The sequence below is a fragment of the Streptomyces sp. NPDC032822 genome, assembly GCF_055578825.1.
Genome location: NZ_JBVIOL010000028.1, coordinates 51,798 through 66,147, shown reverse-complemented (window position 1 = coordinate 66,147; position 14,350 = coordinate 51,798). Strand labels below are relative to the sequence as shown.

Annotated in this window: 8 protein-coding genes; 1 reads left to right on the top strand and 7 read right to left on the bottom strand. The window is 68.5% G+C overall.

The annotated features are described in order from the left end of the window. Positions 1-73: 73 nt before the first annotated feature. Together ACZ5VD_RS40670 and ACZ5VD_RS40665 are read right to left on the bottom strand one after the other, a co-directional pair. Positions 74-790 (bottom strand): ribosome-inactivating family protein, encoded by a 717-nt coding sequence (locus ACZ5VD_RS40670; protein ID WP_468685481.1) that lies wholly within the window; start codon positions 788-790, stop codon positions 74-76. A 1,059-nt stretch (positions 791-1,849) separates the two neighbouring features. Continuing rightward, positions 1,850-5,572, bottom strand: a complete 3,723-nt coding sequence (locus ACZ5VD_RS40665) for an nSTAND1 domain-containing NTPase (RefSeq protein ID WP_468685479.1) — start codon at positions 5,570-5,572, stop codon at positions 1,850-1,852. A 1,031-nt stretch (positions 5,573-6,603) separates the two neighbouring features. On the opposite strand from ACZ5VD_RS40665, the gene ACZ5VD_RS40660 reads away from it, so the two are divergent. Further along, positions 6,604-7,980 carry an IS1380 family transposase gene (locus ACZ5VD_RS40660; RefSeq protein WP_468685477.1) on the top strand — a complete coding sequence of 459 codons (1,377 nt, stop codon included), beginning with the start codon at positions 6,604-6,606 and terminating at the stop codon, positions 7,978-7,980. 365 nt (positions 7,981-8,345) lie between these two features. Here ACZ5VD_RS40660 and ACZ5VD_RS40655 read toward each other — a convergent pair whose 3' ends face one another. From ACZ5VD_RS40655 to ACZ5VD_RS40635, 5 genes are all read right to left on the bottom strand, one after another. Continuing rightward, entirely contained in the window at positions 8,346-9,578 is a 1,233-nt protein-coding gene (locus ACZ5VD_RS40655; RefSeq protein WP_468685476.1) for an IS4 family transposase, read from the bottom strand. 62 nt (positions 9,579-9,640) lie between these two features. Then, complete coding sequence (locus ACZ5VD_RS40650; RefSeq protein ID WP_468555300.1) at positions 9,641-10,153, bottom strand: RICIN domain-containing protein; 513 nt, start codon at positions 10,151-10,153, stop codon at positions 9,641-9,643. Between the two features lie 217 nt (positions 10,154-10,370). Continuing rightward, positions 10,371-11,672, bottom strand: coding sequence for an ISAs1 family transposase (locus ACZ5VD_RS40645; protein ID WP_468685475.1), 1,302 nt, complete (start codon positions 11,670-11,672; stop codon positions 10,371-10,373). Positions 11,673-12,712: 1,040 nt separating this feature from the next. Further along, the gene (locus ACZ5VD_RS40640) at positions 12,713-13,114 is read right to left on the bottom strand and encodes a hypothetical protein (protein ID WP_225890818.1); all 402 of its coding nucleotides are present in this window, start codon (positions 13,112-13,114) and stop codon (positions 12,713-12,715) included. Positions 13,115-13,214: 100 nt separating this feature from the next. Then, positions 13,215-14,333, bottom strand: coding sequence for a hypothetical protein (locus ACZ5VD_RS40635; protein WP_468685474.1), 1,119 nt, complete (start codon positions 14,331-14,333; stop codon positions 13,215-13,217). Between the last annotated feature and the right edge of the window lie 17 nt (positions 14,334-14,350).

The window sequence follows — 14,350 nt, the reverse complement described above, 5'->3', positions numbered from 1 at the left end:
GCGATGGTGTTGCCGGCGACGCTTGTGCCGGCGCAGAGGTCGGAGCGGTCGGCGGAGGCATGGCTGATGCGGTCTAGTCACGCATCAGGCCGACCTGCTGTGCGGTGACGAAAACGTTGGATCCGTTGTCCATGCCGTTCGCGATGCGGTTGGCGATGGGGCGGAACCGGGAGGCCTCGGTGATGGCCATGATGTAGCGCAGCATGCCGCGGGCCTGGGCCGTGCGGTCCGTGCCGCGGACGCCGAGGTCCCTGAGGCTGTTCTCGAGGCCGGCCTCGCTCAGGTCGACTTCGGTCAGCGACTGGTTCGCGAGGCGGGAGAGGGTGTCGTAGCCCTCGTTGCCGAGGAACCAGTTGTCGTCGGTGGCGTCCTCCTGGTTGGGGACGTCGGAGACGAGGTTCAGGACGAAGTCGTGTGGGGTGTCGCGGGAGAAGAACCGCACGACGCAGAAGTCGCTGAGCCGCACGATCGCATGCACCGCGGGGAGGTGGTTGTCGCTGCTGATCACGATGTCGGCGAAACTCTGGGTCTCCGTGTTGTCGGTGATGGCGACGTTCGCCCCGGTGTCGACGTCGGGCACGACGCAACCGTCGGCCGAGGTCTCGGCGAGGTTACGCAGTTGGTCGAGCATTGTCAGATAGGCGCCCGAGCCGCGGTTGATGTTCCAGCGGACCTGTGGGAAACCGATGTGTGTCGAGGCGGATGTGTCGGTGTCTCTGGGCGTCAGCATGATCACCAGGAATCCGAGAAGGACGGACAAGGCGACCGCCATGAGGACGCTGATGGGCATGGTGTGCTCCGGTTGTTCGACGTGCAGCGATGTCACGACCGACGCTCACAGCCGGGAGGTTGTTTGGCAGGCCCTTTTTGCCGCCGCAGACAATTCCGGAGGGTCGAGTTCCACGTTGCTTGTCCGAACGTAATGCTGTCGTTGCTCCACGTGTCTACCTCACTGGGCCTTCGGTTCCCATCGTGCGACTCGCTGTCGACACCGTCGAGCAACAGCTTCCCGGAGCGATGGCGGCGCCTTGCGGCAAGACGAGAGGCCATGGCGTCACAGCCGCGTTGTGCCGGTGGGGATGCCCAGGAGGATCCGTGCGGTCGTCTCCCACGTCGCCGGGCAAACCTGGATGTGGGCGGTGATGGCGTTCGAGTCCCGGAACCGCGCTGGAGCGGCTGGTCTTCGTCTCGTACCCCAGCAGGACTTCGATGCGTACGTGGTGTGGGGCATGCGCCGGGCGCTGCACTACTCGGGTCCCGACGTGAAGGCACCTCGGGTGCAGCCGGCGCCGCAGTGGACCTCGGGGGCCGCATCGCCCTGCCGGGCCTGCGGCGCGGCCGTCATGGACGCACGACGACGGTCCATCCGGGGGTGTAGGTGTCCGGCACCGGGAGACGTGGCCAGTCGCGCGCCCAGTGCGGTGGCTTTTGCTCGCGAAGGACCAGTGCACTGGGGTGCGCCGGGAGATCCGTCTCCGAGACAGTGCCCCCGCGGTGTCGGCGATGGGGATCGTCGAAGTGTTCCCCGCGAGGACACACGGCGGGTGCACCCCGTGCTCGCGCAGCACGGAGGCGATCCGGACCCAGTCGCTGATGGGTGCCCGCATGGTGGTGGACGAGCGCGGCCTGGATGCCCCGGTGCCCGAGGAGTGCCAGGGCGAGCACCGCGGCTGTCGGCAGCGAACGGCGGGTTCGGGCCCGGTGGACGACGGCGAGGAGCCCGACAGCGGCAGGGAGCGCCGGCAGGGCGTAGGCCGGCAGCAGGAACCGCTGCGCGGCGTAGGGGACGAGGTAGAGATACGGCGCCGCCGCGGCCACCGCCACCGCCGGCCACTGCCCGCGCAGACGGTCAGGGGCAGATCCGCCTGTAGGGCCGGTCCGGAACGTAGGTGCGCCACTGCGCCCGGGTCAGCTCCGTGTTCCCGGCACGGGCGCAGACGAGGGAGACCGCTCGGTCCGGATCCACCACGTACCGCTGGAGCGGGACGTGCTCGCCGCCCGCGTACAGCATGGTGCTGTCCGGGCTGAAGGCGAGCGTGTCGATGCTTCCACCGGGGGTGGGCAGAGAAGGACCGAGAGGTTGCTGGGTTGCGATGTCCCAGAGTTGGACGGTCCCCGCGCCTCCGCCCACGGCGAGCGTGCTGCCGTCCGGGCTGAAGGCGAGAGCCGTGACGGTCTCGGCTGAGTCGGAGGACGGATCGACGGGCGCCAGAAAGACGTTCCTCAGGATGCCCGCCCGGTGCCGGAGGTCGCCGTCCCAGATGGCCACCCGCCCCGTCCAGTCGCCCGCCGCGAGGCCGGAGCCGTCGGGAGCGAAGGCGATGGCTCCGATGCCGTCGTGCTGGACGAGGTCATGGGTATGGGACCGGCCCGCTCGGACGACGCGGTTGTCGGTCACGAGGAGCCCGCCGTCCCGGCTGACGGCCAGATGATCGCCGCCCGGGCCGGGGAGGAGCGCCGTCCTCCGCTGCCGCGTGGTGTCCCATATCTCGTTGACGAAGCCGCCTTCGGTCGAATGTGCGGTGAGGAGCGAACGACCGCCCGGTCCCAGGGCGATCGCGTCCGTAGGCCTCGCGGACGCCGTCGCCACGTCCACAGTGGTCTTCACGTGTCCGGCGGCCACGTCCCACACCGTCAGACGCTGAGACGTCGTGTCCCCGATAAGGACGGAGACTCCGTACGCGAACGTGCCGCCGTCGGGGCTGAAGGACAGCAAAGGCTCGGTGACCTCTGCGGGGACCGTCGCTGTGCCGGTGCTGAAGGCGGGAAGTGACGGGGTCGGCAGGGTGCGCAGCAGACGGCCGTCGCGCGTGTTCCGCAGCTGGACGACGTAGCGTTCACCAATCCGTTCGGCGGTGGCGAGCGTCCTGCCGTCGGGGCTGAGCCGGACCCCGGCGAGCGGACTCTTGCGCCAGGCGCGGGTGAGCGTCGTGGTGAGGTCGAGGGTGTGGACCGTGCCCCCTTCGAGGTACCGCAGCAGTGGCCGTGAGGAGTCCCAGGCGAGACGGGAGAGCGACTCGTTGTCCAAGGAGTGCCGGAAAGCGGGGAGGCCGCGGTTGGGTATACGCCACACTCTGATCTCCTGGCCGCCGCCGGTCGCCAGAGACGAGCCGTCCGCGCTCACGGCAGCGGTGACGACACCCGGGTGGACGACGTCGGCGAGCTTTCGTCCCGACGCGGTGTCCCATACACGCACCCGGTCCCCGACGAGACCGAGGAGCCGGCCGCCGGTGAAGGCGAGGAGGGTGCGGTCACCACCACAGAGGCCGCGCGCGCTCGTCCAGGCACCGGGCCGGACGCTGCGCGCGGAGGTGTCCCAGACCTGCGGGGTCCGGCCGCGCGGGCAGACGGCCAGCAGCCCGTCGTCGGCCGCTGCGTCGGCGACGTCCTCGCCGGTCGACGGGGTCCGGAAGATCAGATGGCCGTCGGCGACGGAATACAGCTCAGCCCGGTTGTCGTCCGGGCTCCTCACCAGGTAATTGCGGCCACTCGCCCCGAACCTCACGGTGTCCCAGAACGGCAGGGGACCCCCGATCCAGCGCCTCGTTCGGGTGTCCCACAGCCGCTGGGTCTGCTGGGCGGTCCGGATGACGAGCACCCGGCCGCCCGGACCCGCGTCCAGTATCGCCCCGTGCGGTACCGGCCCCGAGGCGATACGGCGGTGGGTGCTCACCTCCCACGTCCGCCAGGTGTTGTCGCCGATGCTGAGCAGAGTGCGCCCGGAGCTGTCGAGGTACCGGTTCGGTTCGTCACCGGGCGCCGGGTCGGTGAAGTTGTCCAGTTCGGGCTGGGCCAGCGCGCCCAGCAGGGCTCGGCGGGACTCCGGCAGCGGGGACATGCGCCATGCGGCGACGCCGAGCAGCATCGCGGTGCGCGGGTCGGTGGTCCGCAGCGCCTCGGCGACCGCGGCCACCCGGCGGGCCGCCGTGTCGGTGGTCTGCTTCTCGCTGTCCTGACGCAGTCGCAGCGCGGTCAGGCCGATGACCAGGGCCACCGCCAGCACGGCGCAGAGCGAGGCTGTGAGCGTGCGGCTCCGGCGCCGGGCCCGGGTGGCGGCCCGCTGCTCCGCCGCGCGCTGCTCCGTCGCGGTGAGCAGGAAGGCCGTCTCCTCGGAGGTCAGACCGTCGTAGCCGCGGTCCTCGCCCGCGAACAGCTCCTCGGCCCGGGCCAGGCGGGTGCCCCGGTAGAGCGTGCCCGGGTCGCGGTCGTGCTCCAGCCAGGTGCGGGCGGCGTCGGTCAGCTGCCGGTGGTGGCGCAGCCGCTCCCGGTCCGCGTCGATCCACTCGCGCAGTCGCGGCCAGCAGGTGATGAGCGCCTCGTGGGCGAGCTGCAACCCGTCGTCATCGGTGGTCAGCAGCCGGGCCCGGGTCAGCCGCCCCGCGACGGCTCGCACTTCGGGGTCCTCCCACCCGGCCATTTCCTCCCAGTTGACCGGGCGGCGCGTGTCGGCGTTGCCCTGGCCGGGCTCGACCATCCGCAGGAGCAGGTGCCGGGCAGCGTGCGCCTGTGCCGGTGAGAGTTCCCCGTACGCCTCCTCGGCGCTGGCCGCGATCGCGCCGCGCACCCCGCCGGCCGCTTCGTACGCGGCCAGGGTCAGCATCCGTCCCTTGCGCCGCCGCCAGGTCTCCAGCAGGGCGTGCGACAGCATCGGCAGTCCGCCGGGCTCGTCGAGCACGTCCTCGACGATCCGTGCGGTGAGGGTCCGCTCCACGATGAGCCCGGCCGCCTGCGCGGGACCGATCACCGCCTCGCGCAGCTCGTCCGCGGTCATGGGCCTGACCAGGAACCCGCTCCCGTGCAGTGCCTCCGCCAGTCGCGGGTGCTCGGCGCACCGCGCATAGAAGTCGGAGCGTACAGCGATGAGCACGCGCAGTCGGCTGCCCGGGTCGCGTGCGGCGAGCAGAAGGTCGAGGAAGCGGTCCCGCTCGGCGCGCTCGCGGCAGAGGGTGAAGACCTCCTCGAACTGGTCCACCACCACCCAGCTCTCCGGGTCGTCGGCCGTCGGCGTCAACAGAGGGGCGTAGGTGGTGGCGGGCCGGGCTCCCGGAGTGAGGATCCGAAGGACCGCCGTACGCCCCTGCTCCGCGATCTTCTCCCGCAGCACGGGAATCAGACCGGCCCGCAGCAGGGAGGACTTGCCGCTGCCGGAAGCCCCGAACACCACGGCGAACGGGGACCCGCACGCCAGTTCGCTCAGCTCGTCGATCAGCCGGTCCCGGCCGAAGAACAGTTCACGGTCGTCCGGCTCGAAACGCGCGAGGCCACGGTAGGGCGGGGCGGCGTCGGCATCCTCCTGCCGCTCCTCCCCGGCCAGCGTCTCGGCCTCCGCCCACCGGGCCTCCCACGGAACGGAGTCCTCCCCGCACGCCTGGACGTACGCCTGGAGCACGGCCAACGACGGCAGTCGCTCGCCGCTCGCGGCCTTCGCCAGGGTCGTCGCCGAGAAGCCGGCCTTCTTCGCCATGGCCCGGTACGACACGCCGCCCGCCGAACGGCGCAGCTCCCGAAGATCATGGGCGAGCCGCTGCACCGGACCGGCCGCTGGGTCGACCGGTAGTTCGGGACGTCCCACTGCGAAGCCTCTTTCGCGCACAAGAAGAAAAAGCTGATCAGCAGCACAAGGTACTTTTCGTCCGCCTCGGGCGAGAACCCTTTCCGACTGTGATGTCCGTCGGAGGGGTCGTCGCGCGGATCACGCGTGGCCGGATGTCGTCAGGCTCTTCCTGGTGGAGGTATCGCGCAACGTCCGGGGGGAGCACCGCCTACGTCGAAGGGTGGCGGAGGCACGGATCCTGGAGCTGAGCCGCCTCAGTGAGAGGGCATCGTTCACCGGAATGGACCCGCCGAACACCGCGGCGACACCATGGTGTTCGAGAACCGCCACGGTATGTGCCCGGCCGGTTGGCCGGTCTCCGAGCGCATCGCCCGCCACGCGGCCGGACGCCACGCCGACGAGGTCCTTCCGGAGGTGCACCACAGGCAGCAGGACATCGCGCAGGAGCGTGCCCCAGCCCTTCTGGTACTCGTGAAGCCGCCCGGCCCTTTCTGTATCTCAGTCGAGAGGAAGGTGCCTCATGGACAGGGTGGGTGCCCTGTGCGGTCAGGAAAGCCCCGATGCCCGAAGCACCGCCTCGACCGTCTCGGTCCGACAGGTCCTCGGCGAACTGCAGCACCGAGACCAGCGCGAGTTGCCCCGGTGTGAACCCGGGCCGCCCATCAGCGGGATAGAGGTCGGCGAACTCCTCGTCCTCGAACAGCACATCGAGACGATTCCGCACCAGCATCGCGGGCGTTCCCTTCGGGCAGGCCGCCCGGGCCGTGCGCACGGCCCGCGCTGGAATCCGCTGGTAATCCCCTGGCTGCAACGACAGCAGGCCCGCCCCGACCTCGGCACAGCCCCGCTGCCTCCACTGAAGCACCGACCGGAGCAGCTGTCAGCACCCACTGGAGATCACCAACAGAGTCAGGGCATTGTGCCTAGCCTCGCGCTTTCACGAGGTGGGATGTCCGAGGCTTGATCAAATAAGCGGAGAGTGCTCCTGACCTGCAACGATGGGACTTGTCTAGGGTCCTGTTGGCTGCACGGAAAGAAGCACTCTCCAGGTGAAGAAGCGTATCGGGTCGTACCCGTGTGTCTGCATCGAGGGCGGCGGCCGGGCGGTGGTCTCGCAGGCCGGGGGCGTGCTGCTGGTCGAGACCGTCCGCAAGGCCGGCTTGGACACCGCGATATCAGCGGCGCTGACGCCGTGGCGGAAGGATCGGGCGGTGCACGATCCGGGCAAGATCCTGCTGGACGTGGCCCTGGCGGTCGCGTTGGGCGGGGACTGCCTCTGGGATGTCGCCATGCTGCGGGCCGAGCCGGCTGTGTTCGGGCCGGTGGCCTCCGACCCGACGGTCTCCCGCCTCATCGACACCCTCGCAGCCTCCGGGGAGAAGGCCCTGCGGGCCATCCGTGCCGCGCGGGCTGAAGTGCGCCGACACGTCTGGCGGTTGGCCGACCGGGAAGCGCCTGATGCGGGCGGGACGGTGACCGTGGACCTCGACGGCGTGCTGGTGATCGCGCACTCGGACAAGGAGGACGCCGCACCCACGTGGAAGCGAACCTACGGCCATCACCCGCTGATGGGGTTCGTCGACCACGGAAGCGGCGGCACGGGTGAACCGGTCGCGGCCCTACTCAGACCAGGCAACGCGGGATCGAACACGGCCACCGACCACATCACCGCCGCTCAACTGGCACTGGTCCAGTTGCCGAAGATGTATCGGCGCGGGCGCCGGACCCTGATCCGCACCGATTCCGCGGGCGGCACCCACGACTTCGTCGCCTGGCTCGCCCGGCGGGGACGGTGGCTGTCCTACTCGGTCGGCATGGTGATCACCGAGCAGGTCCACCAGCAGGTGCTGAAGGTTCCGGCATCGGCCTGGACGGCGGCCGTCGAGGCGGACGGCGAGATCCGCGACGGCGCCTGGGTCGCGGAACTCACCGGCGACGTTCTGGACGGCTGGCCCAAGGGCATGCGGCTGATCGTCAGGAAGGAACGACCGCATTCCGGGGCCCAGTTGCGGCTCACGGATGCGGACGGCATGCGGCTGACCTGTTTCGCCACCAACACCTTGGGCCGGCCGATCGCCGAGCTCGAGCTCCGTCACCGGCTGCGGGCCCGGGCCGAGGACCGCATCCGCGCCGCCCGGGCCACCGGCCTGCGCAACCTGCCCCTGCACCGCACGGCCCAGAACCGGATCTGGCTGGAGATCGTGCAGATCGCTCTCGACCTGCTGGCCTGGATGCCGATGCTCGCCCTGACCGGCAAGGCCAGGCTCTGGGAACCCCGCCGACTACGGCTCCGCCTGTTCACCGCGGCCGGACAGCTCGTCACCACCGGCCGTCGGCGAATCCTCCGCCTGGCCCGGCACTGGCCCTGGACCGGTCACATCACCGCAGCCCTCGACCGGCTCACGCGTCTGCCGAACCCCGACTGACCAAGGGCTTTCCCGTCCCTGCGACAGCACCTCAACACCCGGAGCAGTGGAACCCGGCGCCACCCCGAGGCGACACTCGGGCCTTCGGCCTGCACGGCCTCAGCCCACGGCACGAAAACGGTCCACCGACTCCGCCGGCGGACCGTCACGAAACTTCGAGGCTAAGGACAATACCGGTAACTTAGGGCTTTGGTATGCGTTTGTCCCGTTTGGTTTTGGTGGCGCCAACGATGGTGAAGGCCGGAACGCAGGGGTGGTCTGCAACGCGGTGGGCAGCGCGTTTGAGGGGCCAGCTGGCGACTTTGCGTTTGATGACGCGGGGGTTGGCCCGGCGGCGTCGCCGTGGCAGAAGGCGTTCGAGGAGTTCAGCATGGGTGGCTTTGACCGCGCGGGCGAGTCGGCCGGGGGGAAAACGCCGCCTGGTCGGTGACCTGGCGGCGCACAACCCGCAGTGAGCGGGTGAAAGAGATCCGGTCGGGGTCCCGGTCGGCTTGGCGTGCGGCCTGGTGCATCAGGTGCCGGATGGCGTGGTGGACGAGCAGGAAGCCGTAGAGTTCCTGCTCGGCCCCCTCAGGGTGCTGCGAACGCAGTACCAGATGCGACCCGCCGAGGTGGATCTTGATTTCATCGAGGGTGGACTCGAACTCCCATCGCTGGGCATAGAGTTCGGCCAGTTCCGCGGCCGGGGCCTTGTCCGGGTCGAGGATCGTGGTGAGGAGCCGGTAGACACCCTCATGGCCGGCGATGGTGTACTCCACCGCACGTGCCGGCACCCCACGACGGGTGTGGTGGATGTCGCTCCGGTCGAAGATCTCGGTGAGATACGAACCGTCCGGCAGCTGCTCGACCACCGGCAGGACGAGATCCTTGCGGACTCGCCACAGCAGGTCCGCCCCCGTGGCCGCGGCTGTGCGCCACAGGTCCACGCCGTAGAAGCCACGGGCGGCCAGCAGCAGCATGCCCGGCCGCAGGGACACCAGGACCGACTGGGCCAGAGCCCGCTCTCCGGTGCGCAGAGCTCCGATCGCAGCATCGAAGACGGCGTGGGTACCGCACTCCACCAGGCCGACCATGCGCAACTGCGGGTAGCCGACGTCCTGTTCACCGCGCCCGGAGCGGGGCGGACGGCCGAACGCCTCCACGTTCGCCTTCGTGTCGGGCAGGTCAAATGTGGTGCCGTCGATCGCGGTCAGCCGCCAGTCACGGTAGAAGGCGCCCTGAGTGTCCGGCGTGGCAACCGGACGGCACGCCCGCGCGAACAACTGCCGCAACGGCGCCACCCCCAGCCGGGACCTGGCCTTCCAGATCGCCGCCGTACTCGGCACCACCCACGATGTACGCCAGCGCCGCACCCCCTGCAAACCCGCGGTCAGCAGCCGGGCGACCTCTTCATAGCTCTGCCCGGAGAACAGGCACATCGCCAGAACGAAATAGACGACCAGCCGGGCCGGCAACAGCCGGTTCCGCTGCTGCACCCGACCCGTCTCCGCCAGTACCTCGTCCACCAGCGACTGAGGAAACGCCTGTGTCAGCACCCCGACCGCGACCCGGTCCGACAACCGCTCACCAGATGACTTCAGTTGACCCGCTCTTGCCACACCAACAATAACGACCAGATTGCCCCTAAGTTACCGGTATTGAGGCTAAGGACGCGGCACGCCTACAGATCCTCCAATTCCTCGGTACTCCAATACTGATCGTTACTCGTGTTGCAAGTCCACTGGATCAGTTTCGTACCTTCCGCCGTACTGGAATTGGGAACGGCGAGACACAGGCCGCTATTCAGGTTGCGCAGGCGGTTGGCACTGTCCTGGGCCCAGATTTGTTCGTCCTTCCCGTTGCATGGCCACTGTATGACGTTGGCGCCCTTCTCCTTGCTCGCCCCATCGACGGCCATGCAAAGGCCACTGTTCTCATTCCACATGCGATAGCGGCTTGCACCACCCAGAGGAGGGATGTCGGCAATCTCGACAAACCAGGATTGCTCAGATTGCAAGTTGCAGGCCCACTGGACCAAGGGTGTGCCATTTGCCGTGCTCTTGTTTGGGACGGCCGCACAGTGCCCGGAATTGCCATTCCTGTGTCTGTATTTCCCAAATGGGTCAGCGCTCGCATCTGATGGTGAGAGCAGAGTGGAGGTAGCGGCGAGCGCTAGTGTGGCGGCACCAATCATGCCTTTATGCATCCTAGACGACATGTGTTCCTCGATTCAGATCCATTTGAAGGTAAATTAGACAGCATATTCAACGCGAAGTGACGGACTGAGGCTGAAATTCATCTCAATAAGAGATTAATTTGCATGCGCTCAAAGATAGGGCACGTTCCGTCTTCTGCCAGGCGTGCCGTGCGGGGACTCTCAGCAGGATAATGGGCAGGGCCTGAAGTGGTCGTTACCATAGAGTCGACAGAAGAGTACGCATCGCGTCTACAACGGGTTCGCCACGGCGCCGTGTTACGCGATGAGCTGCGTTGGCGGGCCGGGGTCGACCCGCGCGTACCAGGGCTGTTGCAAAGTCTGACGGTCTTGGATCGTCGCTGGTCAGGCCAGGCCGAGGAGGTCCAGTGGGCGGTGGAAGGGCTGGTAGGACATCTCGCGGAGGCCGGCGGCGATATTCGGGTGGCCTGCCCGCTCGTAGCTGGTTGATCGCGAAGCTGCGGAGGGTGGCCATGTTGTCGGGTCCGTGGCCGGTGCGGATCTTGGAGGCGTCCTCGGTGAAGGTGGTGTCACGGACGAAGTGCAGCCGGTTCTCGATCACCCATTGCGCGCGGGCCAGTTGCCCGAGCCGTTGGGGTGATGCCTGGCGGGCGGTGAGGTCGGTGAGTGCGTAGACGATCTGCCGTGTCACCTTTCCCGAGCGCAGGTCGGTGCGGTGGCGCAGGATCTTCGCGGCCTGCACCGCGTGGGGGAAGTCCAGCCCGAGATCGGTGACGGTCAGCGCCCTGGTCGTCCGTGTCTCCTTGCGGCCGTGCCCCGTTTCGCGGTCGTAGCGCCGCGCGGTGGCCTGCGTCCAGGGCAGCGACCTCAACTGCCGGAGCAGTCCGGGCTGGTTGGCCTTGATTAGCAGCAGGTAGTGGGCCTTTTTGTCCTCCACGAGGAACCGGGCGTGCTCGCGCTGGGTGTGCAGGGCGTCGGCGGTCACGGTCACGCCCGCCAGGTCGTACGGCTGAAGCAGGGCGGCGAAGCAGGTGATCTCGTTGGTCTTGTCCGGTACCCGCAGCTGGGTGACGGTCTGCCCGGTCCCGGTCATCGCGGCCAGCAGATGGGCGGCCGGGCTGGTGGTGGTGCGTGAGCCGCGGGCGCTCTTGCCATCGACGGCCAGGGTGTCTGCTCCGGCCGGGTCGGCGCCGAGCAGGTCGGCGAGTCCGCCGGGGCAGACGGCGTTCAGGACGCGGCGGATGGTCGCCGTGCTCGGCGCGATCCGGGTGCTGAACACGGTCGTCGTGCGGGCGCCGAAACGGGCGAGGGTGTCCTGTGGGGCGTTGCGGGCCCACTGCCCGATCGCGGCGAACGAGCGGGCCCCGGCCAGCACGGCCGAGCAGGCGATGAGCAGCACGCTCACGAACGGGTGACGCTTCCCGCGCCGATGCCGCGGGTCAGCCAGCGTGGCCAGCCGTTGCGGCAGTCCCGCAAGGGTGCGGTGCTGACGCGAGGGCGACTTGATCAGACAGACGCTGGCAGACTGACGGCACATCGAAGCTCCGGTTCGGCAGGGCGACTTGGTAGGTCACCCGCTCCAACCGGAGCTTCGTTGCGTACGAGACGGGACGGCCAGCAGGCGTCACACCACCGTGACCTGCAACTTCCCACTACCACTGGGACTTTGAAACAGCCCTGGGCACGCCAGGCCGGCGAGTTGCGGCACGGCCCCTGGAGCCAGACTGTCTCGGCCGGAACGTGGCAAGCGGGCGGTCCTGCAGATACCTGACCTGACCGGGCCGGTACGCATGCCACATGCCGACAGCAAGTTCACGACTCCCTCCCCAGTACCTCCAGTCCGAACTCTGGTCCTCCATCATGGCCGGCGGCCGCCCGATCCGCTCACCCCGCGCGTACCTGCGATCTCTCGGTGTGGGGTCGGTGGTGGTGAGGGTCGGTGGTGTTGGTTTGGTGGTTGGTGTTTTGGTGCTGGTCAGTGGGGTCTTGAGGGTAGGGCTGGCGCTGTCGCGGGGTGAGAGATTGATGGGTGGGATCACTGTCGTGGGGCTTTATCGCATGTCAGTTGATGCTGTCTCAGGTTCGAGATTTCTTACGCGGTGAGGTCTGCTCGGTCGGTGTGATCGTGGGGTGGATCGAGCGGTAGGTGCCGGCCGTGGGGCTGTGCTGTCCAGAGGGCTGGTGGTGCGTCGTCTGCTGGAGCGGCAGCAGGCGGGGGAACTGGCCACACGGCATGTGCGTGCGGTCGCTGAGGTGCTGGGTGTTTCGGAGCGCACGGTGTGGCGCTGGCCGAGACACATCTGCCCGCCTCGGCCCGAATGACGCCCTTGACTGCTGCCGATGACAAGCGATGCTCTGGCCGGCTACTGAGCCCTCGCTCCTTATTCGTATGCCGTACCTCGCCCTGATCTGCGATAGTCCCCCTATGGCGAAGCTTCCTGCGGATCCGCAGTTGATGGAGCGCACGGTTGGCTATGGGACGCCACGACGACGATGCCGCCGGTCTCGTGGACGAGACCGACGACATCAAGGAGTGGTCCGGCGAGCTCGGCAGTGCCGCTCTCGGCAGTGCTGCTCTCAGCAGTGCCGCAGACCGCGCGCGCTCGGATCGGCGTCGAACGAGGACGGTGTGTTGACCCAGTCCGCCGGGACGTAGCCCCACCCGTCGTAGCCAGGAGCGGTCCAGTCACCCTTGGTGTGGTACCAGGTGGTGTTGCCGCCGCCGTGCAGTCCACCATAGGTCCAGCAGTCGAACCAGCTGAAGGTGGAATAGAGCTGCCCCGTTATGTTCGCTTCGTGGTAGGCGCCCGAGCGCAGAATGGCGGGGGCTCCGTTCCCGCACCACAGCCGGCCGTCGCTCGCCCGAACTCCGCACTCGGCGCTGGCAGCGGCACTGGCCGAAGGGGCGGCGATCACACCGCCCGCCGTCAGGGCGAGGGCTGCCATCCAGAGGGAGAGATACTTCCTGGTCCTGGTCATCCACCTGTCCTTTTCTCACTGGTTTTCGAGTTCGACCGAAAGGTGCCGGGTGCCTGCCCGGCTCTTCCCGCAGGCCCTTCGCAGCACCGTGATGCACTGCTCAGCACTGCGCGACGCCGGGCAGTTGGTTGTCCGGACTGCTCATGTAGATGTTGCTGACATAGCCCCCGTACTGAGGCAGGTAGGCCCACCACTCGTTGGTGTAGGGCGGGACCGAGACGGTCTCCCCTCGCGTCTGGCAGCCGACCAGCACCTCGACCCCGGCGGGGAGCTGGAGGAGCGGGTCGCGGGTGGTGTTGGGCTCGGGGCGGACGTTGACACCGGAGCTCCAGGTGCCGAACCACGTGCCCGCCGGTCGTACGCCACCGGGAACGTTCAGCGAACGGGTCAGCCTGCCCAGGTCGGTGTACGCCTTGCCGTACGAGGTGCCGACGTCGTGCAGGGTGTACGCGGCCACGATGGAGCGGTCACCGGAACCCACCGTCCCGGTCGTGTGCAGCGCCGGTTTCGTCAGGTCGACGGACGCTGCCTTGCCGTTGAGGGCCGACGTGGCGGGGCGGCACGTACCTTGCTCGATGTCGCCGAAACCCGACCAGCCCTGTTTCACGGCCCACGGCTTGTTGAAGGCGCCCGCGATACCGAAGCGCTGGTCGAAGTGATCGGTGGCGGAGCAGCGTGTGGACTGTTTCAGATTGCCCATGATCAGTTCGCGGACGCGGGCGGGCGCCGTGTCCAGCAGGTAACGGTAGATCTTCACCGTGTCCGCGGCCGTCAAGGCTGTGTAGCCCCACATGCCGTCCTGGTTGGCCGGCGGCGGGGTCGTGTTGCTGGAGAGAGACAGCTCACGGGCCATCCGGGTGACGATCGAGCCCCCGCCGTTGCGCACCCAGAATTCGCTGGCCGCGTCGTCGTCGCTGCTGCGCAGCATGGAGTTCCACTTGGCCTGGTCACCGGACGGGATCTGGTAGTCCGGGCCGCGGTTCCAGAGGTAGTCCAGCGCGATCAGCAGTTTGACCACGGAGGCCGACCGGAACTGCATGTTCGGGTTCAGCTGCTCGGTGAAGGTGCCGGTCTGCCGGTCGAAGACGGCGACTCCCGCCGTCACACCGGCCGGCACGGTGACACCGGCCGCGTCACGTGGCGCGGACGACGCCGCGTCCGTCGCCGCGTTCGTTGCCGCGGTGGCCGAAGGGCTGAGCAGGGCGGTCATCACGGCCATGACCACGGCACACAGCA

What these genes read in the sequence shown, in the direction of transcription:
- ACZ5VD_RS40670 (WP_468685481.1), bottom strand. Translation starts at nt 790, where the DNA reads ATGCCCATCAGCGTCCTCATGGCGGTCGCCTTGTCCGTCCTTCTCGGA.
- ACZ5VD_RS40645 (WP_468685475.1), bottom strand. Translation starts at nt 11,672, where the DNA reads ATGTGCCGTCAGTCTGCCAGCGTCTGTCTGATCAAGTCGCCCTCGCGT.
- ACZ5VD_RS40640 (WP_225890818.1), bottom strand. Translation starts at nt 13,114, where the DNA reads ATGACCAGGACCAGGAAGTATCTCTCCCTCTGGATGGCAGCCCTCGCC.
- ACZ5VD_RS40650 (WP_468555300.1), bottom strand. Translation starts at nt 10,153, where the DNA reads ATGATTGGTGCCGCCACACTAGCGCTCGCCGCTACCTCCACTCTGCTC.
- ACZ5VD_RS40635 (WP_468685474.1), bottom strand. Translation starts at nt 14,333, where the DNA reads ATGGCCGTGATGACCGCCCTGCTCAGCCCTTCGGCCACCGCGGCAACG.